We start from the raw sequence: 23,325 nt of genomic DNA, 5'->3' as shown, positions 1-23,325 counted from the left end.
CCTATTAGTACCCGACAAGCGGTTATCTCGGAAGGGAAACTGCTAAAGCAGGCCGGCACCCGGCCCCTCCGTCACCAGTGGGGTGCCGTCATCTTCCGCGGCAGACACTGGTTGCTCAGCGCCTTGCCCGACAGCTCGGGGAACGCCGCCGCGCACCAGGCCTTGGCGTCCTCCTCCGAGTTGAGGCCTCCCGGATCGGCGACGGTGAACCACAGGTCCGTGCCACCCTGCTTGCCGAAGTCGGCCGTCCGCAGCATCAGCACGTCCACGTCGTAGAGGCGGCTGGCCAGGGACTCATACTCCGCGAGGATGTCGGGGAAATAGAAGGTGTGGGTCCCGTTGGCTGCGGTCTGCAACTCGTCGGTGATGCCGGGCCGTTTCGCGGAGAGCACCAGCACCCAGCGCCCGTCGTGCGAGAGCCAGGGCAGGTCGTCGGCGCGGTAGGACTCCAGCCTGGCCTCGGCGTCGAGGTGGGCCGGGTTGCCACCCCCTGCGACGTCGATCTTCACGACGCCGTCCTCGCGGGTCACCCACAGCGTGGTCTTCGCGCTGTTGCTCTTCCCGGACTTGGTGGTGGTGTGGATCGTGCACTGTGCGCGGCCCACCTGTTCGTCGACGGTGCAGTTTGAGACGCGGGCCGAGGCGATGGAACTCCAGAACTCCTGGTAGCTGTCCCAGTCCTCCACCGCCTGGCGGCGATAGGTGAGCAGTTCCCAGCCTGCACCCGGGTCGCCCGCCACGGTGGCGAGGTAGTGGTTGAGGCCGGCCGCGGCGTCGGCCGCCGAGATGCGTTCGCCGTCGGCGGGTGGGGCGGCGGGGGGGGCGGCGGTCACCACCACGGTGCGTACCGGCTGCGGGGGGCTGGGCTCCGGCTGCGCGGTGACGAAGACCGTCTGGGGGGGGCGGCGGTCACCACCACGGTGCGTACCGGCTGCGGGGTGCTGGGCTCCGGCTGCGCGGTGACGAAGACCGTCTCGACGACGGGCTCGGGCGCCACCTCGGTGGGCGAGGGTGCCGCCGGTGCGGGGGTCGTCTGCTCGGGCCTCGGCTCCTCGGTGGGTTCCTCCGTTGTCGCCACCGGGGTCACGGGGGCCGGCGCGGCGACGTCGTCGCCTTCACCGCCCAGCAACCACAGCGCCGCCAGGAGCCCGCCGACGAGGAACACCGCCACGCCCATCCCGATGGGCAGCAGCCAGCGGTTGCGCTTCTCTTCAGGCGCCATGGGTTGCGCCTCCTGCCACCCGTGCGGTGATGTCTGATACTGCGGCTGAGGAACCTGATGCTGCGGTTGAGGCATCTGCTGCGTGGGCTGGCGGTACCAGCCCTCAGGCGGGGCGCCAGGCCCAGCTGTGGTCGCCGGGGCGCCAGCCGCGGTGGGCTGCGCCTGAGGAGTGGGGATCTGCTGGGGTCCTGCCTGCTGACCGGGCGGATTGATCCACCGCGCGCAGTCCGCGCACACCTCCACGACGGTCGGCCTGCCACACGCCCGGCACTTGTTCATCGCAACCCCCCCAAGTCTCTAACGGCAGTATCCCACCCGCAGGCACGGCAAGATCGTCGGCCCACGAAACGGCCCGCTCGAGGGATCAGCGAAACGCGAAGGAGTGGCCGGATCGGAGGTACGCAAGTGCCTTCTGCTTGGGCGACGAAGGCCTCCATCAGAGACAGCGGATACGACCTGTGCATCAGGTAACAGACACGCTGCGGGGGCCCTTCGTCGTCGCCTGGCTCGCAAGCTCCCGGGGCGACGCTCAGGGACCAGATGCCTCGATGATCTCGCGGACGGCGGCGGGGTCGTTGGGGACGTCGACGACGCGGCGGGGCAGGTCCTCGATCCCTTCGAAGCGCTCGGGACGCGGGGGGACCACGCCGATCGCCTCGACGATGGTCTCGGCGAACTTCACCGGCAGGGCGGTCTCCAACACGATGATCGTGCCGTCGACGCCGCTCCCCCTCGCCACGTGCACCCCGTCAGCGGTGTGCGGGTCGATGATCACGCCGTCGGCTTCGTACACCCGGCGGATCTCGGTCAGCCGGTCCTGATGCGTCGACTGTCCGGCTACGAAGCCGAAACGCTCCTCCTGGCTCCGGAACTCGGGGGTGCCGCTGAGGTCGAAGGAGCCGTCCTCGGCGAGGGAGTCGACGAACAGCGAGCGCACCTGCTCCCCGTCGCGGCCCAGCAGGTCGAAGACGAACCGCTCGAAGTTGGAGGCCTTGGAGATGTCCATCGACGGTGAGCTCGTGGCGAGCGTCTCGGCACCGGAGCGCACGCGGTAGACACCGGTGCGGAAGAACTCCTCCAGCACGTTGTTCTCGTTGGTGGCGAGGATCAGGCGGTGGATGGGCAGCCCCATCTGGCGCGCGATGTGGCCGGCGGCGATGTTGCCGAAGTTGCCCGACGGGACGGCGAAGCTGACGGGGCCGGGCTCATGATCCGTCACCTGGAGCCAGGCGGCGAAGTAGTAGACCACCTGTGCCAGCAGGCGGGCCCAGTTGATGGAGTTGACGGCGCCGACGCGGTGGCGGGTCTTGAAGTCCGCATCCGAGTTGAGGGCCTTGACGATGTCCTGGCAGTCGTCGAAGACGCCGTCGACGGCGATGTTGACGATCGCCGGGTCGTCGAGGGAGAACATCTGCGCCTGCTGGAACGGGGTCATCCGTCCCTTGGGCGACAGCATGAAGACCCGCACGCCGGGCTTACCCTGCAGCGCGTACATGGCGGAGGAGCCGGTGTCGCCGCTGGTGGCGCCGACGATGGTGATGGTCTCGCCGCGGCGGCCCAGCTCGTAGGCGAACAGCTCCCCGAGCAACTGCATGGCCATGTCCTTGAACGCGACCGACGGACCGTTGCTCAGGTGCGCCAGCCACAGCCCGTCCTCCAGCCGCGTGACCGGGACGACGGCGGGGTCGAGGAACTTCGACGGCTCGTAGGCCCGCTGCACGATGCCCCGCAGATCTTCGGCGGGGATGTCGTCGATGAACAGCGAGACGATCTCGAACGCCAGCGCCGCGTAGCCCTCCTCGGCCAGCAGCGTGCGCCACGCGTCGAGTTGCTCGGTGCTGACCTGCGGGTAGCTCTCCGGCAGGTACAGCCCGCCGTCGGCCGCCAGCCCCTCGAGGAGGATGTCGCTGAACGGCAGCCCGGGCGCGCCCGTCAGGTCGCGGGTGGAGACGTAACGCATGGGGTGGAGTCTAGGGCATGCCCCTTTGCCGTCCGCCGGCTGACCGAAGCGCCAGATCGGTCAGTTCTTGATGTCGCGACGGTGGAACACGACCGCTGCCAACACGGCCCCCAGCACTATCAGGCCGACGAAGAACAGCAGCGACTCCTCCGGCGTGAGCGCCGTCGTGGAGCCCAGCGGGTACTGGTCATAGCTCCGGCGGGACATGCCGACGACGAGCGACTCCGCGTGCCGCGTGGGGATGAGGTGGTACAGCCAGTGCGGGGGCAGGGTGCTGTCGATGGCGAGGATCTCGAAGAGGGTGGTGCCCACGAGGATGGCCGCCACCAGCGACATCGCCACCGCGGCGCCGTGGAACAGGAACACCAGCAGCGCGCCGAGGATTCCGACGATCAGGCCCAGGAGCAGGGATGCTCCCATGACACCCAGTAGCCCGGATCCCACCGGCAGCGACGCATACCCGTTGAGGGCCACGAACCACACGATGCTCAACGCCGACGAGGCCAGCACCGCGATGCCCATGAGGATCGCGCCCAGCAGGCCCGAGACCAGCACCCGGCCGACGAGCAGCCGCATCCGGTTGGGGGTGAACGTCAACTGCGTGGTGATCACGCCCGACGAGAAGTCGCTGCCGACGTAGACCATCACCAGCATGAGCACCAGCACCGCGAGGATGAGCATCCACGGCGCGATCCCGATGTGCACCACGTCCGAGAAATCCCAGCTTTCGCGCAGATACGTCTCGACGGTGCAGTTGCCGCAGTCCGGCAGGCTCGCCTCGTAGGCGGCGGCGGCCTCCTCGTATTCCGCCGGGCTGACCGGTGCGGTGTTGCGCATCCACATGGGTGGTCCGACCAGGCTCAGGAGCAGCATGGCCAGCGCGCCGAGCAGCGCTCGCGAGCGGTACCGCAGTCTGGACACCTCGGCCAACAGAAGATGGGAGAAGCTCACTCAGCCACCGCCCTGAGCCCCGATGAGATCTTCTCCCCGGGTGAGCTCGAGGAACGCCGCCTCCAGGGAAGTGCGTTCGTTGGTCAGACGGTACGGCCAGATTCCGTGGGTGCCGAGCGCCTCGGCCACCGCAGCCCCGTCCGGCGCGGTGCCGTTGCGGGTGGTCACCTTCAGGCCACCGTCGGCGGCCTCCGCGCGCCAACCCCCCGCACGCAGGATGTCTGCGGCCAGGGTGGGACGGTCGACACCCACGTAGACGTGCGGCTCCGCGCCCCCGCGGATCTCGTCCATCGTCCCCTCCGCCAGGATGCGGCCGCGACCGATGACGGAGACCGAATCCGCCAACTGCTCGATCTCGCTGAGGATGTGCGACGACAGCAGCACCGTGCGCCCCGCATCCGCCAACTGGCGCATCGTGGCGCGGATGTCGCGGATACCGACGGGGTCGAGCCCGTTGGTGGGCTCGTCGAAGATCAGGAGCTCGGGGCTCTTCAGCAGCGTCGCGGCGATCGCGAGGCGCTGCCGCATGCCCAGCGAGTACGTGGCGAACGGGCGATCGGCCTCCTCCCCCAGCCCCACCTCGAGCAGCACCTCGGTGACCCGGCGGCGGCGCACGCCGATCGAATCGGCGAGCACGTCGAGGTTGTGCCGCCCAGTCATCCGGGGGGCGAACTTGGGGCTCTCGACGATGGCACCCACCCGGCCGATCACCGCGGGCAGCTCACGCGGCACCTCGTGGCCCAGCAGATGCACTTCGCCCGCGTCGGCGCGCACGAGACCCAACAGGATGCGGATGGAGGTGGTCTTGCCCGAGCCGTTGGGCCCCAGCAGCGCGTGGATGCCGCCTCGGGGCACGTGGAAATCCAGCCCCTTCAGGACGCTCTTGTGGCCGAACCTCTTCACCAGCCCGTGGACGTGCACGGCCCATTCGGTGGCACGCTCAGACCAGGGGACGCTCGACATGGCTCGAACCTAACGGAACTGGCGCGGGAAGGGCATCGTCCCAGGGTCTCGCGTCACCTCGGCCGGTGGGCCGACGATGCTGCGCCGCCACCGCCACCACAGGGGGACGGCGACGATCATCATCGCGACGTACGGTGCCAGTGCATCCTGCAACGCGGGCAGCAGCGCGAACGCCGCTACGACGGTGAGGAAGATCTTGTCCGCCAACTCCGAGCGCGGCAGGAACACGTACAGCGGCAGCACCCACGTGAGGTACCAGGGCTGCAGCGCGGGCGCGAAGAACATGAACGAGACCAGCACCGCCACGGTGAAGATCCACGGCTCGTCCCCCGTCGCCCTGCCCTTGGGCCCCCACTTCACCCAGCACAGCACCACCGCCACGGCCACCAGCATGGTGGAGACCAGCCCGATCGCGCCGTCGGAGACCCCCTCCGGGAGGATCTGGCGGTAGCGGAAGAAGGACGCCACCCAGGACAGCGGCGCGTTGCTGGAGGCACCCACCGGGTTGCCCGCCGTGGGGTTGCGCCAGCCGAGCCCCCAGTTCACGGAGGTCGCCAGGAAGGTCAGCACCGTGATGGCGCCGGGCACCACCGCCACTGCGGCGAGCTGCCACCAGGAGGAGCGTGCGGGCCGACGGAGGCGCCACGCCACCGCCACCACACCCAGTCCGAACAGCGCGGCCGACTGCTTGATCCCCATGGCGGTACCCAGCAGCAGGCCGGCGACGATGAGCCCCCGCCAGCCGCGCCAGCCCAGGTCGGTGACCGCCAGGAACGCGGCGACGGCCAGGGCCACCATCAGCGAATCGTTGTGCGCGCCGCCGATCCACTGCACGAGGATGACGGGGTTCAGCAGGCCCGCCCACAGCGCCAGCCGCTCGTCGACCCCGAACTGACGGGCGAGGCGCGGAAGCACCCAGGCCAGGATGACCAGCGCCAGGACGCTCTGGAGGCGCATCGCCGCCGGGGTCCAGAAGAGGTCGCCGCCGGTGAGACGGGAGAGGAGCCCGAAGATGTCCAACTGCAGGGACGGGTAGACCGACGTGGTCTCATGCCAGTGGACCCCCACCAGCAGGCCGGGCTGCCCCGCCTGCCCGATGGGCGTCTCGTACGGGTTGATGCCGCGGGCCACCTGCCAGCCGGTGGCGGCGTAGGCGTACGCATCGCGGGAATGGAGCGGCAGGGCGGCGAGCATGGGCAGCGACCAGAGCGCCGCCGTCGTCACCGGCCGGTGCCAGCGCGGGCCCAACTGCCACCAGGCGGTGAGGAGCACGACGTGGGCGGTGAGGGAGACGAACACGCGCCACCAGGGCGCGCCGCCCTCCAACAGGCCCCGTGCGTCGAGGAAGGCCGCGCCGACGAGAACCAGAACGCTCAGCAGCCCCGCCAACACCCACAGCCAGTTTCGCACCGCGTAAGCGTACTCCCACGGGGAGTCGACACTTTTCCGCCACAACTCTCTACCGATTAGTCTGGGTGAATGCATCGTGTCGTCATCATCGGGTCCGGCTTCGGCGGGCTCTTCGCAGCCAAGGCGCTCAAGGGCGCAGACGTGGAGATCACCCTCATCGCCAAGACCAACACCCATCTGTTCCAACCACTGCTGTACCAGGTGGCCACGGGCGTGCTGAGCGAGGGCGAGATCGCCCCACCCACCCGCGAGATCCTGCGCCGCCAGAAGAACGTGCAGGTGCTGCTGGGCCTGGTGGAGGACATCGACCTGACCAACCGCGTGGTCAAGTGGCGCTTCCACAACACCTATCAGGAGACGGCCTACGACACGCTCATCGTCGCCGCCGGCGCCGGCCAGAGCTACTTCGGCAACGACCACTTCCGCACCTTCGCCCCCGGCATGAAGACCATCGACGACGCGCTGGAGCTCAGGGCGCGCATCCTCAAGTCCTTCGAGGTGGCCGAGTTCACCGTCGACCCCGAGGAACGACGCAAGCTGCTGACGTTCGCCGTGGTGGGCGCTGGCCCCACCGGCGTCGAGATGGCCGGCCAGATCCGCGAACTGGCCGTGTCCACCCTGCGCAACGAGTTCCGCTCCATCGACCCGTCCGCCGCACGCGTCGTGCTGATCGACGGCGCAGACCAGGTGCTGCCACCCTTCGGCCCCCGGCTGGGCCAGAAGACGCAGCAGACCTTGGAGAAGCTGGGCGTCGAGGTGCAGTTGGGAGCCATCGTCACCGATGTCGACGACGACGGGCTGACGTACCGCACGAAGGACGGTGCCACCCACCGCGTGGAGTCGTTCTGCAAGGTGTGGGCCGCAGGCGTGCAGGGCAGCGAGCTCGGAAAGGTGCTGACGGACCAGTCCGAGGCGGAGCTCGACAGGGCGGGGCGGGTCGTCGTCGACGAGCACCTCAGCATCCCCGGCCACCCCGAGGTCTTCGTGGTGGGCGACCTGGCCGCGGTGCCCGGCGTCCCCGGCGTGGCTCAGGGCGCGATCCAGGGCGCCCAGCACGTGGCGGCGCAGATCAAGGCCCGGGCGAGCCACACCACGCCGCCCGGCCCCTTCCGGTACCGGGACAAGGGCTCGATGGCCACCATCTCCAAGTTCGCGGCCGTCACCCAGATCGGCAAGCTGCAGCTGACGGGCTTCGTCGCGTGGCTGGCCTGGCTGTTCCTGCACCTGCTGTACATCGCAGGGTTCAAGCAGCGCATCACCACCCTGCTGAGCTGGTTCATCAGCTTCGTCACCAACGGTCGCGCCCAGCGCGCGGTCACCAATCAGCAAATGGTGGGACGCCTCGCGTTGGAGCACCTCGGGCGGGGATCATCTGGCAAGCTGATCCACGGCGAGGCGATCGCCGAGGACGACGCTAGGAGCTGAAGATGGAAGCCTTTCTGAAGGTGGTGCGTGATCTTGCGCTGCTGGTGGCCCGGCTGGTGGTGGGCGTGACGCTGATCGCGCACGGCTGGTACCGCTGGACGCTCACGGGGCTCGAGAGCCAGTCGAACATCCTCGAGGGTGTCGGCCTGCCCAGCGCGGAGGGCCTCGTCATCGCCACCATCGCCTTCGAGCTGATCGGCGGCGCGCTGCTGATCTTCGGCCTCGCCACGCCGCTGGTGGGGCTGGGCATGATCATCCAGAACGTCGCTGTGGCGCTGACCGCCCGCATCGATGAGGGCTTCTACCAGCACGACGGCGGGTGGGAGTACAACGCCGTCCTGGCGGCTGCGGGGCTGCTGTTCCTGGCCTTCGGCTCCGGCCGCGCCGGGCTCGACCACCTGTTCCTGCGCCCCAAGGACGACAAGAGCGGCCCACTCATCGCCACCGACCCGCGGGACCGCGCCGTGCGGGCGCCCCGCGAGCCGCGCCCCACGTCGTACCCGGAGACGGACCTCTCCGGCAGCACCCGCGTCGACCCGGTCGACGAGGATGCCCACACCCAGGTCATCGAGCGCCCTGGACCCTGAGCGCACAAGGTTCACACAGGAACCCCATAGCTTTCACCCACCGTGGGGTGGAAGAGTAGGGGCATGGTCCACGCAGAACCCCTGACCCGCCCGGACGGCACGCCCATCCGGATCCTCACCGTCGACGACGAGCCCAGCCTCATCGAACTGCTGTCGATGGCGATGCGGTACGAGGGCTGGGATGTGTACACGGCCACCACCGGGGCCGAAGCCGTACGGGTCGCCCGCGAGGCGCAGCCCGATGCCCTGGTGCTCGACATGATGCTGCCGGATTTCGACGGCCTCGAGGTGATGCGACGCATCCGCACCGAGGATCCCGATGTGCCGGTGATCTTCCTCACCGCCAAGGACGGCGTGACAGACCGCATCGCAGGGCTCACCGCCGGCGGCGACGACTACGTCACCAAGCCCTTCTCCCTGGAGGAGGTCATCGCCCGGCTGCGCGGGCTGCTGCGCCGCTCCGGGGCCACCACGATCCGCCCGGACACGCAGATCGTCGTCGGGGATCTGATCCTCGACGAGGAGTCGCACGAGGTCACCCGCGCTGGCGAGCCCATCAGCCTGACGGCCACCGAGTTCGAACTGCTGCGGTTCCTGATGCGCAACCCGAAGCGGGTGCTGTCGAAGGCGCAGATCCTCGACCGCGTGTGGAACTACGACTTCGGCGGCCAGGCCAACGTCGTGGAGCTGTACATCTCCTACCTGCGCAAGAAGATCGACGCGAACCGCGAGCCCATGATCCACACCATGCGCGGCGCGGGCTACGTGCTGCGCCCGGCGGCGGGATGAGCCCACAGCGACGCGGCTCGCTAGCCGCCCAGATCCAGCCCCGCGTGGTCATCACCGTCGCGGTGCTGGCCATCGTGGTGGGCCTGGTGACAGTGTTCGCCGCTGGCACGATCCTGTATAACCAGCTCGACAACGAGCTGGACAGCGCACAGGTGCGCCAGAGTCGCGTGCCGGGGCAGGTCAGCGGCGACTCCGTGCCCGGCATCGAAACCCCCGGTATGCGGATGGGCACCGTGATCGCGCTGGAACTCCCTTACGGCGACGGGGTGGGCAGCGTCATCGAGGACGGCGTGGTCGACAAGGTGACCACGCAGGCGATGGTGATCCTCATCGAGCTGCCCGCCGACGGTGAGAAGCGCACCGTCACGCTGCCGGGGATGGGCAAGTACCGCGTCGAGGCGCGCAACACCCGCCTCGGGAAGGTGTCCGTGGGCCTCCCCACCGGAGACATCGACCGCTCCCTGATGTGGCTGACACTCTTCGCGATGGGCATCTCCCTGACCGCCGTCGCGATCACCGCCATGGTGACCCGAGAGGTGCTGGGCCGGGCGACCCGCCCGCTGTCCGCGCTCACCAACACCGCAGACCAGGTCAGCCGCCTCCAACTGGACCGGGGCCGCGTCGAGGTGCCCCGTGTGGCCGTGGGCCCGCTGCCGGAGAACAACGAGGTCACCCGCCTGGCCACGGCCTTCAACGAGATGCTCGACAGGGTGGAGAGCGCCCTGGCCGCCCGCGAGGGCTCCGAGGTGAAGCTGCGCCGCTTCGTGGCCGACGCGTCGCACGAACTGCGCAACCCCCTGGCCGCGATCCGCGGCTACAGCGAACTTGCCGACCGGGCCCCGGAGGGCGAGAAGTCGTTCGCGCTGCAGCGCATCGACTCCGAGTCGCAGCGCATGACCAAGCTCGTCAACGACCTCCTGCTGCTGGCCCGGTTGGATGCCGACACGCAGGTGGAGGCGCGACCCGTCGACGCCGTCGAGGTGGTCCTCAACGCCGTCAGCGACGCGCAGGCCTCCAGCCGGGAGCACGTCTGGCAACTGGACCTGCCGGAGCCGCAGGTGATCGTCTTGGCGGAGGCGGACCAGTTGCATCAGGTGATGATCAACCTGCTCAGCAACGCCCGCACCCACACCCCGCCCGGCACCGTCGTGCGCACCTGCGTGCGTCGGCACGGGGACCGGGCGGTCATCGAGGTCGCCGACAACGGGCCGGGGATCCCGGAAGAGACCCTGTCGCGCGTGTTCGAGAGGTTCTCGAAGGCCGACGACTCCCGCGCCCACTCCCCCATCCCCTCGACGGGGCTGGGCCTGGCGATCGTCCGCGCGATCGCCGAGGGCTTCGGCGGCTCAGCGATGGTGAGCAGCCGCCCAGGCTGGACGGCGTTCACCGTGACCCTCCCCTTGGCCCCTGAGAGTGGCACGTCCGAGAAACGAGGACCTCGGCACGATGAAGGGCCCCCGCAGCCGATCTGATCACGACCTCGGCGCGACATGGCCGCCGGGTTTGTTCCGGGACCGCCCACGGAGGTGTCGCAACGTGCTACCCGTTCGCACGTCGTGCTGGTCGATGGGGTCAGCGTCCAGAGTTTCTGGCGCATGGCAGGATCAAACCGACGGCTACGATGCAGGGGACGAAAGGAACACCATGCAGATCACCCGCTCGGCGCTCGCCAAGATGATCGACCACACCCTCCTGAAGACCGATTCGACGCGCGCCCAGGTGGCGGCGCTCGTGGCAGAGGCCCGCGAACTGGGCACCTTCTCGGTGTGCGTCTCCCCCTCGATGCTCCCCATCACCGAGGAACTCGGCGAGGTCAAGGTGGCCACGGTGTGCGGCTTCCCCTCCGGCAACCACACGCCCGCCGCCAAGGCTGCCGAGGCCGCCGAGTCCGCCAAACTGGGCGCAGACGAGGTGGACATGGTCATCAACATCGGGCTGCTGAAGGAGGGCCGGGCAGACCTCGTGGAAGAGGAGATTCGCGCCGTCCGCGAGGCCGCCCCGGACGTTCTGTTGAAGGTCATCATCGAGTCCGCCGCCCTCACCGACGACGAGATCGTCGCCGCCTGCAAGGCATCGGAGGCAGCGGGCGCCGATTACGTGAAGACGTCGACCGGCTTCCATCCCTCCGGCGGCGCCTCCGCGCACGCCGTGAAGCTGATGGCAGAGACCGTGGGCGACCGCCTGGGTGTCAAGGCCAGCGGCGGCATCCGCGACTTCGCCTCCGCCAACGCCATGGTCGAGGCCGGCGCCACGCGCCTGGGTCTCAGCGGCAGCGCGGCTGTTCTCGAGGGCGCCGACGGTGCCGACGTCGAGGCTGGCGACGACTACTGAGCCCTCCGGGCGCGGCCGCATCCAGCATCGACGCTGTCATCGGTGGACACATCGCCCGACGGCACCGACGCCACGCAGTTACGGGAACAGCACGGGCAGAGGTGTTGGTGAGCTCGAAGAACTCGAAGTTGTCCACGCCTGGATGGTCCGCGGCGATCTCCGTCACGACGATGGCAGGCGGCTCCACCGCGCGGGCTGGGGCGGCGACGGCCGCCACCAGGGTGGCGATCAACGACATCGCGGTGAGCAGCGCGACGAACGGCTTGCGCATCGGGAACCTCCACTGACTAGGGCGGCTCCGATGCTGCCCCCAGCACGTGAACGGAGCTCCCTACCCAGGGAAACACCACGTGAACGTTGCGGTTGGCACAGACGCTGCCATGTCCGCCACAGGGCTACTCGGCGAACTGGGTGGAGTACAGCGTGGCGTAATGTCCGCCGGCGGCGAGAAGCTCCGAGTGCGTGCCACTCTCCGCGATGCGGCCCCCTTCCACCACGAGGATCTGATCCGCGTGGCGCACCGTGGACAAGCGGTGCGCGATCACGATTGACGTGCGTCCCTCGCGCGCGTTGTCGAGGGCCTGCTGCACGAGGTGCTCAGACTCGGAATCGAGGTGGGCGGTGGCCTCGTCGAGCACCAGGATGGGCGGGGCCTTCAGCAGCAGGCGCGCGATAGCGAACCGTTGCCGCTCGCCGCCGCTCAACCGGTAGCCGCGCTCGCCGACGACGGTGCCCATGCCGTCGGGCAGCCGACGCACCAGCCCGGCGATCTGGGCGGCCTCGAGCGCGGCCCACAGCTCCTCGTCGGTGGCCGACGGCTTGGCGTAGCGCAGGTTGGAGCCGATGGTGTCGTGGAACAGGTGCGCGTCCTGCGTGACGTAGCCGATCTCGTCCTGCAGCGACGCGAGAGTGAGCTTGCGCACATCCTCGCCGCCGATCTCCACGCTGCCCGAATCCACGTCGTAGAGCCTGGCCAACAGGTGGGTGATGGTGGTCTTGCCCGCGCCGGACGGGCCGACGAGAGCGACGGTCTGGCCGGGCTGCGCATCGAACGTCACGCCGCGGAGCACCGGCTCGTTGGCCGACTCCCCCACGGCCGACGTCGGCTCCAGGGATTCCAGCGAGACCTGCTCCGCATCGGGGTAGGTGAACCAGACGTCCCTGAACGTGACGCTCGGCTTACCCGAGACGGGTTTGGCGTCGGGTGCGTCGACGATGAGCGGCTTGAGGTCGAGCACCTCGAAGACCCGCTCGAAGCTGACCAGCGCCGTCATGATGTCGACGCGCAGCGAACTGAGCTGGATCAGCGGTCCGTACAGCCGGGCCAGCAGAGCGACCAACGCGGTGAGGGTGCCGACGGTGAGCTGGCCCTGCACGGCGCCGTAGCCGCCGAAGCCGTAGAACAGCGCGGTGGCCAGCGCCCCGACGAACGTGAGCGCCGTCATGAACACCCGCGACGTCATGGCGATCTTCACGCCTGTGTCCGCCACATTCTTCGCCTGCCCCGCGAAGGTGGAGTTCTCCGTGTCGTGGTTGCCGAACAGCTTGACCAGGAGCGCGCCGGAGACGGAGAACCGTTCCGTCATGGTGGCCGACATCTCCGCCTGGTACTGCATCCGGTCTCTGGAGAGATCGGCCAGCCGGCGTCCCACCAGCGCGGCGGGCACCATGAACACCGGCAGGAGGACCAGCGCGCCGAGCGTCAGCGGCCAGGAGAGCACCAGCATGGAGCCCAGCACGAGGATCAGCGTGACGCCGTTGGACACCAGCGACGACAATGTGGACGTGAACGCCTGCTGAGCCCCGTTGACGTCAGACTGGAGGCGCGAGACCAGCTTGCCTGTGTGCGAGCGGCTGAAGAACGCGATGGGCATGCGCAGCACGTGGTCGAAGATCTGCGTGCGCATCGAGTAGATGAGGCCCTCGCCGATACGGGCTGAGGTCCAGCGTTCCAGGATCGAGATCAGCGCCGAGCCCAACGCCATCGCCGCCACCGCTGAGGACAGGATGACGATGAGGCGCACATCGCCGGCGAGCACGCCGTCGTCGATGATCCGCTGGAACAGCAGCAGCGGCACGACGGACAGTGCCGAGCCGACGGTCACGGTCACCAGGAACAGCACGATGAGCCAGCCGAACGGCTTACCGTAGGCCAGCACGCGGCGTGCGGTGCCCCTGCCCAGCTTGTGGTCACGGATCTCAGACCCGGTGGCGAGCCGGCCCAACACGCGGCCGCCGCCCATTCCCCTCCCGACGCTCACGGGCGCCTCAGATCTGGGTGCGGTGGAAGTTGAGGAAGGACCGCGACGGCGTGGGGCCCCGCTGCCCCTGGTACCGCGACCCGTACTGCGACGACCCGTACGGATGCTCGGCGGCCGAGCTGAGGCGGAAGAAGCAGAACTGGCCGATCTTCATCCCCGGCCACAGCTTGATGGGCAGCGTGGCCATGTTCGACAGCTCGAGCGTGACGTGGCCGGAGAAGCCCGGGTCGATGAAGCCCGCCGTCGAGTGGGTGAGCAGGCCGAGGCGCCCCAGCGAGCTCTTGCCCTCGAGCCTGGCGGCCACGTCGCTGCCGAGGGTGATCTTCTCGTAGGTGGAGGCCAGCGCGAACTCTCCCGGGTGCAGCACGAACGGCTCGCCGTCGGCCACCTCGATCATGCGCGTGAGCTCCGGCTGGTCCTCAGCAGGATCGATCGACGGGTAGCGGTGGTTCTCGAAGACGCGGAACCACCTGTCCATCCGGACGTCGACGGAGGCTGGTTGCACCATCTCCGGATCCCACGGGTCGAGGACGATGTTGCCCGAGTGGATCTCGGCACGGATGTCGCGGTCGCTCAGCAGCATGGGTCGATCCTAATGGTCAGAGCTGCAGACAATTCGTGCGACCAGAGCCCGTCAATGGGCGCTCACCGCCCACATCATCGGGGCCGGTCAGACGATGGGGCGGCGCAGCACGGTGAACCAGCGGTTTCCGTAACTGACCTGCTGGCCCTCGCGGACGCGCACCTGAGTGCCGGCGGGGCAGGGCTCCAGCTCGCCGCCGGCGGTCACCACGGCGGTGCCGTTGGTGGAGCCGCGGTCGACGACGTAGACGCCTCGCGGGTCGGTGCCGATCTGTACGTGCGTGCGCGAGATCATCCGGCCGTCGCCGGAGGCGGGCACAAGCTGCACCTCGTCGTCGTCCGCACCCTTCTGCGGGTTGCGGCCGAGAAGCACGGTGACCTTGAGGTCAACCTCGCGACCGTCGTCGAGGCGCACATACCAGCCCTCGTCGCCGGCGCGGCCGGCCCGCGCGGGCACGTTGGCGATCCTGGTGCCCTCGTCGTCGTCCACCTCGCCGAAGTTGCGGGGGCGCACCTTCACCGAGGGTTCGATGACCGACGCGGGGGTGGGCAGCGGGATCCACTGGGCCTGCGGCTTCGAGGGCTGCGGCTGCGGAGCCGAAGGCTGCGGCGCGGGGAACTGGGTGGTCTGCGGTTGCGGGGACTGCTGGAACCCCCCACCCGTGCAGCCCTCGAAGCCGCAGGCCCAGTGGATCCCGCTGCCCACCCCCGCGTCGGTCATCGAACCCTCGCCGAAGTTGCGGGGGCGCACCTTCACCGAGGGTTCGATGACCGACGCGGGGGTGGGCAGCGGGATCCACTGGGCCTGCGGCTTCGAGGGCTGCACGGGTGGGGTGGGCGGCTGCGAGTTCCAGGGCGAGGGCTGCGGCTGCGGAGCCGAAGGCTGCGGCGCGGGGAACTGGGTGGTCTGCGGTTGCGGGGACTGCTGGAACCCGGTGGGTGCCTGCCACTGGCCGGTGGCGGGCGGCTGAGCCTGCTGCTGAGGGTAGGGCTGCTGCGCGGCGGGCTGCACGGGCTCCGACTGCACACCGGGCAGCCAATCCGGGGCCGACGGCTGGGGCGCCGCGCTGGGAGCCGAGGAAGGCTGCCCGCCCTTGGGAGCAAACGAATCCCGGCTCTGGCTGGGGGCGGAGGTGGTGCCCGCCTGGGGGCTGAACGAGCTGGCCAGGTGCGGCGGCAGGCCGACGGTGGTGGCCTTCGCCGTCTTCTTCTTCTCGCTGGCCGTGGCGCGGGCCTCAGACTTCTTGGGCTGCACCACCACGGCCTTCGTGGCCATGTCGTGCCAGCCCTGGCGACGCTCATGGATGACGAGGAACACCAGCATCGCGATGCCGCCCACCACGGTGCCCATCAGCGCGCCGAAGATCAGATAGCGCAGGAACACGCGCCACCAGCCGATGGGCTGGCCGTCCTTGATCGAGACGAGCCTCAGGCCCGTGAGCTGCGCGCCGAGGCCGGCTCCGCGGCTGGCGTATGCCCACCACTGGTACAGGGCGAACGCCAAACTGAGCACACCCGCGGCGATGCTGGTGACCAACACCACCGTCGGCTGGTCTGACAGCCGCGTGGCGAGCCAACTCAGGCCGCCGATGAGCAGGAACGGCAGGGCGTCGATCACCGCTGCCAGGACACGCTTGCCCAGCCCAGCGACGACCGCACCGCGCGGAATCAGCCGACTCACCTTGTTCCTCCTACCAGGGACACATGCCGAAGGATACCGCCAGAGGTGCGGCACTTCGCCATCCCGGCGCTGCTTGGACGGCGCGGAGCCACAAAGCCACGACCGCCGAAACAAACGGAGTCTTCACCCCGGGCTGGGCCTTCAACAACCTCACCTACAGGCCTCACCCAGATCCCTGTGGAAGAACACCCCCCTCGGCGGCAACGGCCAGGTCGGCGGGATGAACCGCCCCAGGTTTCGATACCGCTCCGGTTCCGGCTCTGACAGCCACTGTCGGAACGCTTCGCCAAAATCCATCCTGCTCCTCGTCGGTTCCGACAAGGATGCCAGCGCAGAGGCTACAACAGCATCGATTCCGCCAGGGACGCGTCGTGCAGCGTGTCGATGTCGACGCCCTCGGCCTCGTCCATCACGAACAGGCCAATCTTGCCGCCCATCCGGTTTCCCAGCGTCTCGTAGATGTCGGGCTTGGTGACGTACACCGAGCCTGTCTCCCGGTAGCGCAGCTGCTCCGGCCTCATGTCCTGGCGGCGACGGCGGTGCTCCCAGTCCCAGTGCGCCACCGTCTGCTCCCCTTCGACGGACCACAGGAACGGCGGGTTCGGTACCACGCCCACCAGCGAGTCCACGCCGGTCTCGTCGAACTCGGCCAAGGCCCGCGCCAGCGTGCCGGGCTTCCGCACGGGCGAAGTGGCCTGCAGCAGCATCACCCGCTCCGGGCGGCCGTACTGCGCCTCGCAGGTGGCGATGGCGTGTACGACGACCGGTTCGGTGGGCGTCTCATCCTGCGCCAACTCCACTGGGCGGCGGATCACCCACGCGCCCGCGTTGCGCGCGACCGCAGAGATCTCGGCGTCCTCCGTCGAGACGGCGACGATCACGTCGTCAAGCGCCAACGCCTGCTCGATGGTCCACACGATGAGCGGTTTCCCGCCGATGGGAAGAAGGTTCTTGCGCGGGATGCCTTTGGAGCCGCCACGGGCGGGGATCACGGCCAGAGTGGTCATGTGGACATTCTCCCCCGAAAGCGATCCCTCAGCTATTCGAGCCCCGCGCTCAGATGCGAACAGCGTCTGGTCTAGGGTTGGAAAGCGGGTCTGACCCCCTAGAAAGACGGAGAGCTATGAGCGATCAAGCCACCAGTGCGGCCGATCTCAGCCTGGCCGCGGACTTCGACACCCCCTCCCAGGCTGACTGGGAGAAGGAGGTCTTGAAGGTCCTCAACCGAAGGCGCCCCGAAGGTAAGGAGCTGGACATTGAGCAGGCGTACAAGCGCCTCACCAGCACCACTGTCGACGGCCTGACTACTAAGCCGCTGTACGTGAAGAGCGATGGCGCAGACGAGCTCGGTTTCCCGGGCGTGGCCCCGTTCGTGCGCGGCACAACGGTGCGCTCCGGAGAGATGGGCGGCTGGCATGTCGCCCAGTTGCACGAGGATCCCGACGCGGCGGAGACCCGTCGTCTCGTGCTGCAGGATCTGGAGCGCGGCGGCACGGCCGTGTACCTGCGCGTGGATCCCGATGCCATCAAGCCTGAAGACATCCCGACGGTGTTGGCCGACGTCCTACTGGACCTCGCCCCCGTCTACCTCACGTCGAAGACGCAGCAGTTGGAGGCCGCCAAGGCCCTGGCCGCGTTCCTCGCGGACAGCGAGAAGGACAGCGCCGGCATGACCGGCAGCTTCGGCATCGACCCGATCGGCGCGGCGGCCCTCGCCGGCACCGAGCCGGATCTGAGCGTCCTGAAGGAGGCCGTGGAGCTGGCCAAGCCGTTCCCGAACATGCGGCCCATCGTCGTGGACGCCACCGTGTTCCACAACGCGGGCGCCGGCGACGTGCATGAGCTGGCCTACGCCATCGCCGCGGGCGTCGAGTACGTCCGAGCCCTGGTCGACGCCGGGCTCAGCGCGGATGAGGCGTTCGGCGCCATCATGTTCCGCGTCTCGGCCACCACCAACCAGTTCGCCACCATCTCCCGCCTCCGCGCGCTGCGCGGCCTGTGGAACCGGGTGGGCGAGGTGCTCGAGGTGAGCGAGGCCAAGCGCGGCGCCATCCAGCATGCGGTGACCTCGGAGCGTCAGATCTCGCGTGACGACGCCTACGTCAACCTGCTGCGCGGCACCATGTCGTCGTTCGGCGCGGCCGTGGGCGGCGCCGAGATCCAGACGGTGCAGACCTTCGACGTGGCCTGGGGCCTGCCGTCGGAGTTCTCCCGCCGCATCGCGCGCAACACGCAGCTCCTCCTGGCGGAGGAGTCCAACGTGGGGCGCGTCAACGATCCCGCCGGCGGCGCCTGGTTCGTCGAGTCAATGACCAAGCAGCTCAGCGAAGCCGCCTGGGGCGTGTTCCAGCAGCTCGACGCCGAGGGTTTCGTCAAGGCGCTGTCCGACGGCACGGTCAAGGCGCAGCTCGACGAGCTGAACGCCGAGCGTGCCAAGGCGCTGTCCACCCGCAAGCTGCCGCTGACCGGTGTGTCGATGTTCCCCAACCACACGGAGAAGCCGGTGCAGGCCAAGGCCCGCCCGGAGGCTCCCGAGCTGGGTGGCCTCACGCTGGTGCGCGACTCGCAGATCTTCGAGGAGCTGCGCGACCGCGCTGAGAAGGCCCGCTTCGACGGCAATGCCCCGAAGGTGTTGCTCGCCTGCCTCGGCACGCGGCGCGACTTCGGCGCCCGCGAGGGCTTCACCGGCAACCTGTTCCACGTGGGCGGCATCGACACCCCCATCGCGGAGGGCACCACGCCGGAGGACTTCGCGCGTCAGCTCAAGGAGCAGGGCACCACGGTTGCGGTGCTGTGTTCGTCCGCCAAGGTTTACGCCGAGCAGGGCGTCGCCGTCGCTGAGGCGCTTCGTGCGGCCGGCGCGGAGACGGTGCTCGTGGCCGGCCAGGTCAAGGAGCTGGGCGAGGGCGGCGAGGCCGCCGTCGACGGCAACGTGTTCGACGGCATGAACGTGGTCGAGCTGCTCGAAACCACCCTCAGCAAGTTGGGAGCCTGATATGACCATCCCCCGCTTTACCGATATCGACTTCTCGGCGGCCGTCGCGGCCAACGCTGAGGAGACGTTCGATTCGATCAACCATCACATCGGGCATTCGGCCGGGTGGCAGACGCCGGAGCACATCCTGGTGCCGCCGCTGTACCGCGGTTCGGATCTGGCTGACGTGGATTTTCTGGAGACCGCGCCCGGCATCCCGCCGTTCCTGCGTGGCCCCTACGCGACGATGTACGTCAACCAGCCGTGGACCATCCGCCAGTACGCGGGTTTCTCCACCGCTGAGGAGTCCAACGCGTTCTACCGACGCAACCTGGCCGCCGGCCAGAAGGGCCTGTCGATCGCGTTCGACCTGGCCACCCACCGTGGCTACGACTCGGACCACCCCCGCGTGGCCGGAGACGTCGGCATGGCCGGTGTCGCCGTCGATTCCATCCTGGACATGCGTCAGCTGTTCGACGGCATCCCGCTGGATCAGATGTCTGTGTCCATGACGATGAACGGCGCGGTGCTTCCGGTGCTGGCGCTGTACGTCGTGGCGGCTGAGGAGCAGGGCGTGAAGCCCGAGCAGCTGGCCGGAACCATTCAGAATGACATTCTGAAGGAGTTCATGGTCCGCAACACCTACATCTACCCGCCTGCGCCGTCGATGCAGATCATCGCGGACATCTTCGCCTACACCTCCGCCAACATGCCGCGATTCAACTCGATCTCCATTTCGGGTTACCACATGCAGGAGGCCGGGGCCACGGCGGACATCGAGATGGCCTACACCCTGGCCGACGGCGTGGAGTACATCCGTGCCGGCGAGTCCGTGGGCCTCAACGTGGACCAGTTCGCGCCGCGCCTGTCCTTCTTCTGGGCGGTGGGCATGAACTTCTTCATGGAGGTGGCCAAGATGCGCGCGGCCCGCATGCTGTGGGCGCGCCTGGTGCGTCAGTTCGGGCCGAAGAACCCGAAGTCGATGTCGCTGCGTACGCACTCGCAGACCTCTGGCTGGTCGCTGACCGCGCAGGACGTCTACAACAATGTGGCCCGCACCTGCATCGAGGCGATGGCGGCGACGCAGGGTCACACCCAGTCGCTGCACACCAACGCCCTGGATGAGGCCATCGCGCTGCCGACGGATTTCTCGGCCCGCATCGCGCGTAACACCCAGCTGTTCATCCAGCAGGAGTCGAAGACCACCCAGACCGTCGACCCGTGGGCCGGTTCCGCCTACGTCGAGAAGCTGACCGATCAGCTGGCTCGTCGTGCGTGGGAGCGGATCCAGGAGGTGGAGCAGGCCGGCGGTATGGCCAAGGCCATCGAACAGGGCATCCCGAAGATGCGCATCGAGGAGGCCGCGGCCCGCACGCAGGCCCGTATCGATTCCGGCCGCCAGCCGGTCATCGGCGTCAACAAGTACACCCTCGATGAGGATGAGCAGCTTGAGGTGCTGAAGGTCGACAACAAGCATGTGCGTGAGTCTCAGATCGCCAAGCTGGAGCGCCTGCGCGCCGAGCGGAACGAGGAGGAGACCCAGCAGATGCTGGAGCGCGTCACCTGGGCGGCCGCGAACCCGGATCCGACGGATCCCGATCGCAACCTGTTGAAGGTCTCGATCGACGCGGCCCGCGCGAAGGCGTCGCTGGGCGAGATCTCCGATGCGCTCGAGAAGGTTTACGGGCGCTACACCGCGCAGATCCGTACGATCTCTGGTGTGTACAGTAAGGAATCCGGCAGCAACGAATCCGTTGACAAGGCCCGCAAGCTGGTCGAGGAGTTCGAGACGAAGGAAGGCCGTCGTCCTCGTATCCTGATCGCGAAGATGGGCCAGGACGGTCACGACCGTGGCCAGAAGGTCATCGCTACCGCCTATGCCGATCTCGGCATGGACGTCGACGTCGGCCCGCTGTTCCAGACTCCTGAGGAGACCGCCCGCCAGGCCGTCGAGTCCGACGTCCACGTGGTTGGCGCCTCCTCCCTCGCGGCCGGTCACCTCACCCTGGTGCCCGAGCTGCGGAAGGAGCTGGACAAGCTGGGTCGGGACGACATCATGGTCGTCGTCGGTGGCGTGATCCCGAGCCAGGATTTCGACGAGCTCCGCGAGAACGGCGCCGACGCGATCTACCCGCCCGGCACGATCATCCCCGACGCGGCGATCGACCTGCTCACGAAGCTGACCGAGCGCCTCGACGACTGATCGCTGGTTGAGCCTGCGAGCTCTGCGAGCAGTGTCGAAACCCGACGCTGGTTGAGCCTGCGAGCCCTGCGAGCAGTGTCGAAACCTCTAAGCCTGAAGGCCCGCCCCACCACGGGGCGGGCCTTCTCGTTCCCTAAGCCTGTCGCGTCCGACGAAGGAGGACCGCGACAGGTCGAAGGGCCCCGCAGCATTCAGACCAGCCCATCCCGGTCCCTGAGCGTCGCCGACGAGGAACGAGCCAGCGACGACGAAGGGCCCCCGCAGCGTCAAGACAACCTCACTCAACGTCGCCCAAGCAGCCCGCCGCCCCGCGTATGGACCAGGTCATGAGACTCGCGGGAGCGACTTCGCATGCGCGCTGATCCGCTCGGCCAACCGACTGGCCCTGTCCCTGGCGTCCGCAGGCAGCGAGGCGACCGCGTGATTCAATGCATCATTGAGTTGGTCAGCCATCTCGCTGACTCGATCAATGTGACTCTCACCCAATCCCAACCGCCTTGCGCACGCGGCCCAGGCCGTGCGCCCTATCGATCGTGTGGTCCAGTGGCCAGCGATGCTCATGGCCATCGAATAGGGCCGGCCATCGTCATCGATGGCTGAAGCCAAGTCGTACAACGGCCCCAACTGCGCCCGATCCCCCGCCAAGAGGAGAGAGTAGTTCTTGGCGTGTGCGTCCGTGCCTGCGATGAGGACGTTGTAGACCAGCGCATCGAAGAAGCGCCTGGCGTTAACCTCGCGGTCTCGGATACCGAGCCGCGCGAACAGGTCGGCGATGGCCGCCACACCAGGCCCCCCGTCGGACTGATACTTGTGCGTAGGAGGCACGGCCAACGACTGACACAGGTCTTCCTGGTGTAGCCGACGCAATCTCCCCGCTTCGTCACGACGGCGGTCGTAGCGGACAGACACGATTGCGCGGACCCGTCCGAACTCCAAGAGCTCGGTGGTGGCGGCGGGAAGTCCGAGGTTCGCTGCAGCACCTTGGCAGAGCGCCTCGTTGATGTGGTGGTCAGGAAGCCAACTGAGCGCGGGCTTCACGATATGCGTCGTGGGCGTCGAGTCTCTTGGAATACCCCATCGCCCAGTGGCGTCATCTCGATAGAGGGCCACCTTGGATTGCGCCCCTGGCAGGCTCCATCGTCCAGCATGCCGACCTGCTCCCCAGGTGCCGGCATGGTCAGCCAGGTCCAGAAGAAGTGCCTCGAACTGTTCATCCGAAATCCATTCGATGTCCCCGTCGCGCATAGCGGCATCGTCGGCATCCTCACCTGGGGGCAAGAGTTGCACGGCCCCGGGGGCATCTCGCCCGAGGTGCCTCAGCAGCGCGAAGGCGCTGTGAGATGACACGCCGAACTGCTTGGCCCACCGTTGGCGGACCGCATCATTGTCCGGCAGCAGCCCTTCTAGATACGGGTGAGCCACCTTATTGCTGTGCCGCGGCGCGTTCAGCGGCATTGACAGGGACATCGGTGTACGCCCGATGGACCCGGCGACATATTCGGGGTCGTAACTAAAGGACAAGGAACCGTTGGAGTTGCGGAAGGTCCCCACTGGTTGTCCATCGAGGTAAGCCCGGAGTTCCTTGCTCATGACAGTGCCTGGAAGACATCAGCGAAGGGGGCCGATTCCAGTTCATCAACTGCACCTGACTCACCAACGAGGCTGATCCCCAATACTGTCAGGGCATCCAGCACCCGCTGCACCTCAAGCCGAGGGTTCCCCTGCTCGAGCCGGATGACCCAGTCCCGAGATGCGTGCAGGCGTTCAGCAAGTTGGGACTGCGTCCACCCCAGTTCCACACGAGCGCTCCGAACAGCGGCCGCAACCTGGGCCATCGTCGCGAGTTGCATGGAAACTCCTCAAGTAGTCGAACGACCACATTCTGCAATGTGGTCGAACGCCAACATTCCCTAATGTAGCCGAACGACCACACAGCGTCTACCCCCACGTACGCGGGGGGGCTTTCGTGCGCCCCGGAACTCCTCA

The 23,325-nt window shown here is 68.2% G+C and carries 20 protein-coding genes; 8 read left to right on the top strand and 12 right to left on the bottom strand.

The annotated features are described in order from the left end of the window. Positions 1-71 precede the first annotated feature (71 nt). The 6 genes from BN1186_RS00540 to mptB form a co-directional block, all read right to left on the bottom strand. A complete protein-coding gene (locus BN1186_RS00540) occupies positions 72-833 on the bottom strand; it encodes a hypothetical protein (protein ID WP_139650715.1) in 762 nt (253 codons plus the stop codon). Beyond that, positions 830-1,222, bottom strand: coding sequence for a hypothetical protein (locus tag BN1186_RS00535; RefSeq protein ID WP_040281531.1), 393 nt, complete (start codon positions 1,220-1,222; stop codon positions 830-832). Before BN1186_RS00535 ends, BN1186_RS00540 begins: the two co-directional genes overlap by 4 nt. Positions 1,223-1,751: 529 nt before the next feature. Continuing rightward, positions 1,752-3,182, bottom strand: coding sequence for a threonine synthase (gene thrC, locus BN1186_RS00530; protein ID WP_040281529.1), 1,431 nt, complete (start codon positions 3,180-3,182; stop codon positions 1,752-1,754). Positions 3,183-3,242: 60 nt separating this feature from the next. Continuing rightward, the gene (locus BN1186_RS00525) at positions 3,243-4,103 is read right to left on the bottom strand and encodes a hypothetical protein (RefSeq protein ID WP_139650713.1); all 861 of its coding nucleotides are present in this window, start codon (positions 4,101-4,103) and stop codon (positions 3,243-3,245) included. 30 nt (positions 4,104-4,133) lie between these two features. Next, a complete protein-coding gene (locus tag BN1186_RS00520; RefSeq protein ID WP_052459608.1) occupies positions 4,134-5,096 on the bottom strand; it encodes an ABC transporter ATP-binding protein in 963 nt (320 codons plus the stop codon). Positions 5,097-5,105: 9 nt separating this feature from the next. Further along, entirely contained in the window at positions 5,106-6,506 is a 1,401-nt protein-coding gene (gene mptB, locus BN1186_RS00515) for a polyprenol phosphomannose-dependent alpha 1,6 mannosyltransferase MptB (protein WP_052459607.1), read from the bottom strand. Between the two features lie 69 nt (positions 6,507-6,575). On the opposite strand from mptB, the gene BN1186_RS00510 reads away from it, so the two are divergent. The 6 genes from BN1186_RS00510 to BN1186_RS00485 all read left to right on the top strand — a co-directional run bounded on the left by BN1186_RS00510 (position 6,576) and on the right by BN1186_RS00485 (position 11,925). Beyond that, positions 6,576-7,931 carry an NAD(P)/FAD-dependent oxidoreductase gene (locus BN1186_RS00510; RefSeq protein ID WP_040281525.1) on the top strand — a complete coding sequence of 452 codons (1,356 nt, stop codon included), beginning with the start codon at positions 6,576-6,578 and terminating at the stop codon, positions 7,929-7,931. 2 nt (positions 7,932-7,933) lie between these two features. Further along, complete coding sequence (locus BN1186_RS00505; protein WP_052459606.1) at positions 7,934-8,518, top strand: DoxX family protein; 585 nt, start codon at positions 7,934-7,936, stop codon at positions 8,516-8,518. Between the two features lie 63 nt (positions 8,519-8,581). Further along, positions 8,582-9,307 (top strand): response regulator transcription factor, encoded by a 726-nt coding sequence (locus tag BN1186_RS00500; RefSeq protein ID WP_040281523.1) that lies wholly within the window; start codon positions 8,582-8,584, stop codon positions 9,305-9,307. After that, positions 9,304-10,779: a sensor histidine kinase gene (locus BN1186_RS00495; RefSeq protein WP_074436867.1), complete on the top strand. Its 1,476-nt coding sequence runs from the start codon at positions 9,304-9,306 to the stop codon at positions 10,777-10,779. Before BN1186_RS00500 ends, BN1186_RS00495 begins: the two co-directional genes overlap by 4 nt. A gap of 172 nt (positions 10,780-10,951) precedes the next feature. Beyond that, positions 10,952-11,638: a deoxyribose-phosphate aldolase gene (deoC, locus tag BN1186_RS00490; protein WP_040281521.1), complete on the top strand. Its 687-nt coding sequence runs from the start codon at positions 10,952-10,954 to the stop codon at positions 11,636-11,638. 107 nt (positions 11,639-11,745) lie between these two features. Further along, the gene (locus tag BN1186_RS00485) at positions 11,746-11,925 is read left to right on the top strand and encodes a hypothetical protein (RefSeq protein WP_139650711.1); all 180 of its coding nucleotides are present in this window, start codon (positions 11,746-11,748) and stop codon (positions 11,923-11,925) included. Positions 11,926-12,033: 108 nt separating this feature from the next. On the opposite strand, the gene BN1186_RS00480 is transcribed toward BN1186_RS00485, so the two are convergent. The 4 genes from BN1186_RS00480 to BN1186_RS00465 all read right to left on the bottom strand — a co-directional run bounded on the left by BN1186_RS00480 (position 12,034) and on the right by BN1186_RS00465 (position 17,169). Further along, positions 12,034-13,899, bottom strand: a complete 1,866-nt coding sequence (locus tag BN1186_RS00480; protein ID WP_246043192.1) for an ABC transporter ATP-binding protein — start codon at positions 13,897-13,899, stop codon at positions 12,034-12,036. Between the two features lie 7 nt (positions 13,900-13,906). Then, the gene (dcd, locus tag BN1186_RS00475) at positions 13,907-14,482 is read right to left on the bottom strand and encodes a dCTP deaminase (protein ID WP_040281517.1); all 576 of its coding nucleotides are present in this window, start codon (positions 14,480-14,482) and stop codon (positions 13,907-13,909) included. Between the two features lie 87 nt (positions 14,483-14,569). Continuing rightward, on the bottom strand, positions 14,570-16,162 hold the full coding sequence (locus BN1186_RS00470; protein WP_052459604.1) for an RDD family protein: 1,593 nt from the start codon (positions 16,160-16,162) through the stop codon (positions 14,570-14,572). A gap of 338 nt (positions 16,163-16,500) precedes the next feature. Then, positions 16,501-17,169 (bottom strand): acylneuraminate cytidylyltransferase family protein, encoded by a 669-nt coding sequence (locus tag BN1186_RS00465; protein ID WP_040281513.1) that lies wholly within the window; start codon positions 17,167-17,169, stop codon positions 16,501-16,503. 116 nt (positions 17,170-17,285) lie between these two features. On the opposite strand from BN1186_RS00465, the gene mutA reads away from it, so the two are divergent. Then, on the top strand, positions 17,286-19,157 hold the full coding sequence (gene mutA, locus BN1186_RS00460; protein WP_040281511.1) for a methylmalonyl-CoA mutase small subunit: 1,872 nt from the start codon (positions 17,286-17,288) through the stop codon (positions 19,155-19,157). Position 19,158: 1 nt separating this feature from the next. After that, positions 19,159-21,339, top strand: a complete 2,181-nt coding sequence (gene scpA / locus BN1186_RS00455) for a methylmalonyl-CoA mutase (RefSeq protein WP_040281508.1) — start codon at positions 19,159-19,161, stop codon at positions 21,337-21,339. A gap of 324 nt (positions 21,340-21,663) precedes the next feature. Here the strand turns inward: scpA and BN1186_RS00450 are convergent, their stop codons facing one another. Together BN1186_RS00450 and BN1186_RS00445 are read right to left on the bottom strand one after the other, a co-directional pair. Further along, positions 21,664-22,929, bottom strand: a complete 1,266-nt coding sequence (locus BN1186_RS00450) for a type II toxin-antitoxin system HipA family toxin (protein ID WP_052459603.1) — start codon at positions 22,927-22,929, stop codon at positions 21,664-21,666. Further along, entirely contained in the window at positions 22,926-23,189 is a 264-nt protein-coding gene (locus BN1186_RS00445; protein WP_052459602.1) for a helix-turn-helix domain-containing protein, read from the bottom strand. Before BN1186_RS00445 ends, BN1186_RS00450 begins: the two co-directional genes overlap by 4 nt. Positions 23,190-23,325 lie beyond the last annotated feature (136 nt).

The sequence above is a fragment of the Tessaracoccus massiliensis genome, from assembly GCF_000826065.2.
Lineage (GTDB): Bacteria > Actinomycetota > Actinomycetes > Propionibacteriales > Propionibacteriaceae > Arachnia > Arachnia massiliensis_A.
Note: the sequence above shows the minus strand (reverse complement) of the source record. Positions and strands in the feature narration are given on the sequence as shown.

Bases quoted from the DNA above. Each gene is read 5' to 3' on its own strand.
- BN1186_RS00500 (WP_040281523.1), top strand. From the start codon at position 8,582: ATGGTCCACGCAGAACCCCTGACCCGCCCGGACGGCACGCCCATCCGG.
- BN1186_RS00520 (WP_052459608.1), bottom strand. From the start codon at position 5,096: ATGTCGAGCGTCCCCTGGTCTGAGCGTGCCACCGAATGGGCCGTGCAC.
- deoC (WP_040281521.1), top strand. From the start codon at position 10,952: ATGCAGATCACCCGCTCGGCGCTCGCCAAGATGATCGACCACACCCTC.
- BN1186_RS00510 (WP_040281525.1), top strand. From the start codon at position 6,576: ATGCATCGTGTCGTCATCATCGGGTCCGGCTTCGGCGGGCTCTTCGCA.
- mutA (WP_040281511.1), top strand. From the start codon at position 17,286: ATGAGCGATCAAGCCACCAGTGCGGCCGATCTCAGCCTGGCCGCGGAC.
- scpA (WP_040281508.1), top strand. From the start codon at position 19,159: ATGACCATCCCCCGCTTTACCGATATCGACTTCTCGGCGGCCGTCGCG.
- BN1186_RS00465 (WP_040281513.1), bottom strand. From the start codon at position 17,169: ATGACCACTCTGGCCGTGATCCCCGCCCGTGGCGGCTCCAAAGGCATC.
- BN1186_RS00445 (WP_052459602.1), bottom strand. From the start codon at position 23,189: ATGCAACTCGCGACGATGGCCCAGGTTGCGGCCGCTGTTCGGAGCGCT.
- BN1186_RS00495 (WP_074436867.1), top strand. From the start codon at position 9,304: ATGAGCCCACAGCGACGCGGCTCGCTAGCCGCCCAGATCCAGCCCCGC.
- dcd (WP_040281517.1), bottom strand. From the start codon at position 14,482: ATGCTGCTGAGCGACCGCGACATCCGTGCCGAGATCCACTCGGGCAAC.
- BN1186_RS00450 (WP_052459603.1), bottom strand. From the start codon at position 22,929: ATGAGCAAGGAACTCCGGGCTTACCTCGATGGACAACCAGTGGGGACC.
- BN1186_RS00535 (WP_040281531.1), bottom strand. From the start codon at position 1,222: ATGGCGCCTGAAGAGAAGCGCAACCGCTGGCTGCTGCCCATCGGGATG.
- BN1186_RS00505 (WP_052459606.1), top strand. From the start codon at position 7,934: ATGGAAGCCTTTCTGAAGGTGGTGCGTGATCTTGCGCTGCTGGTGGCC.
- thrC (WP_040281529.1), bottom strand. From the start codon at position 3,182: ATGCGTTACGTCTCCACCCGCGACCTGACGGGCGCGCCCGGGCTGCCG.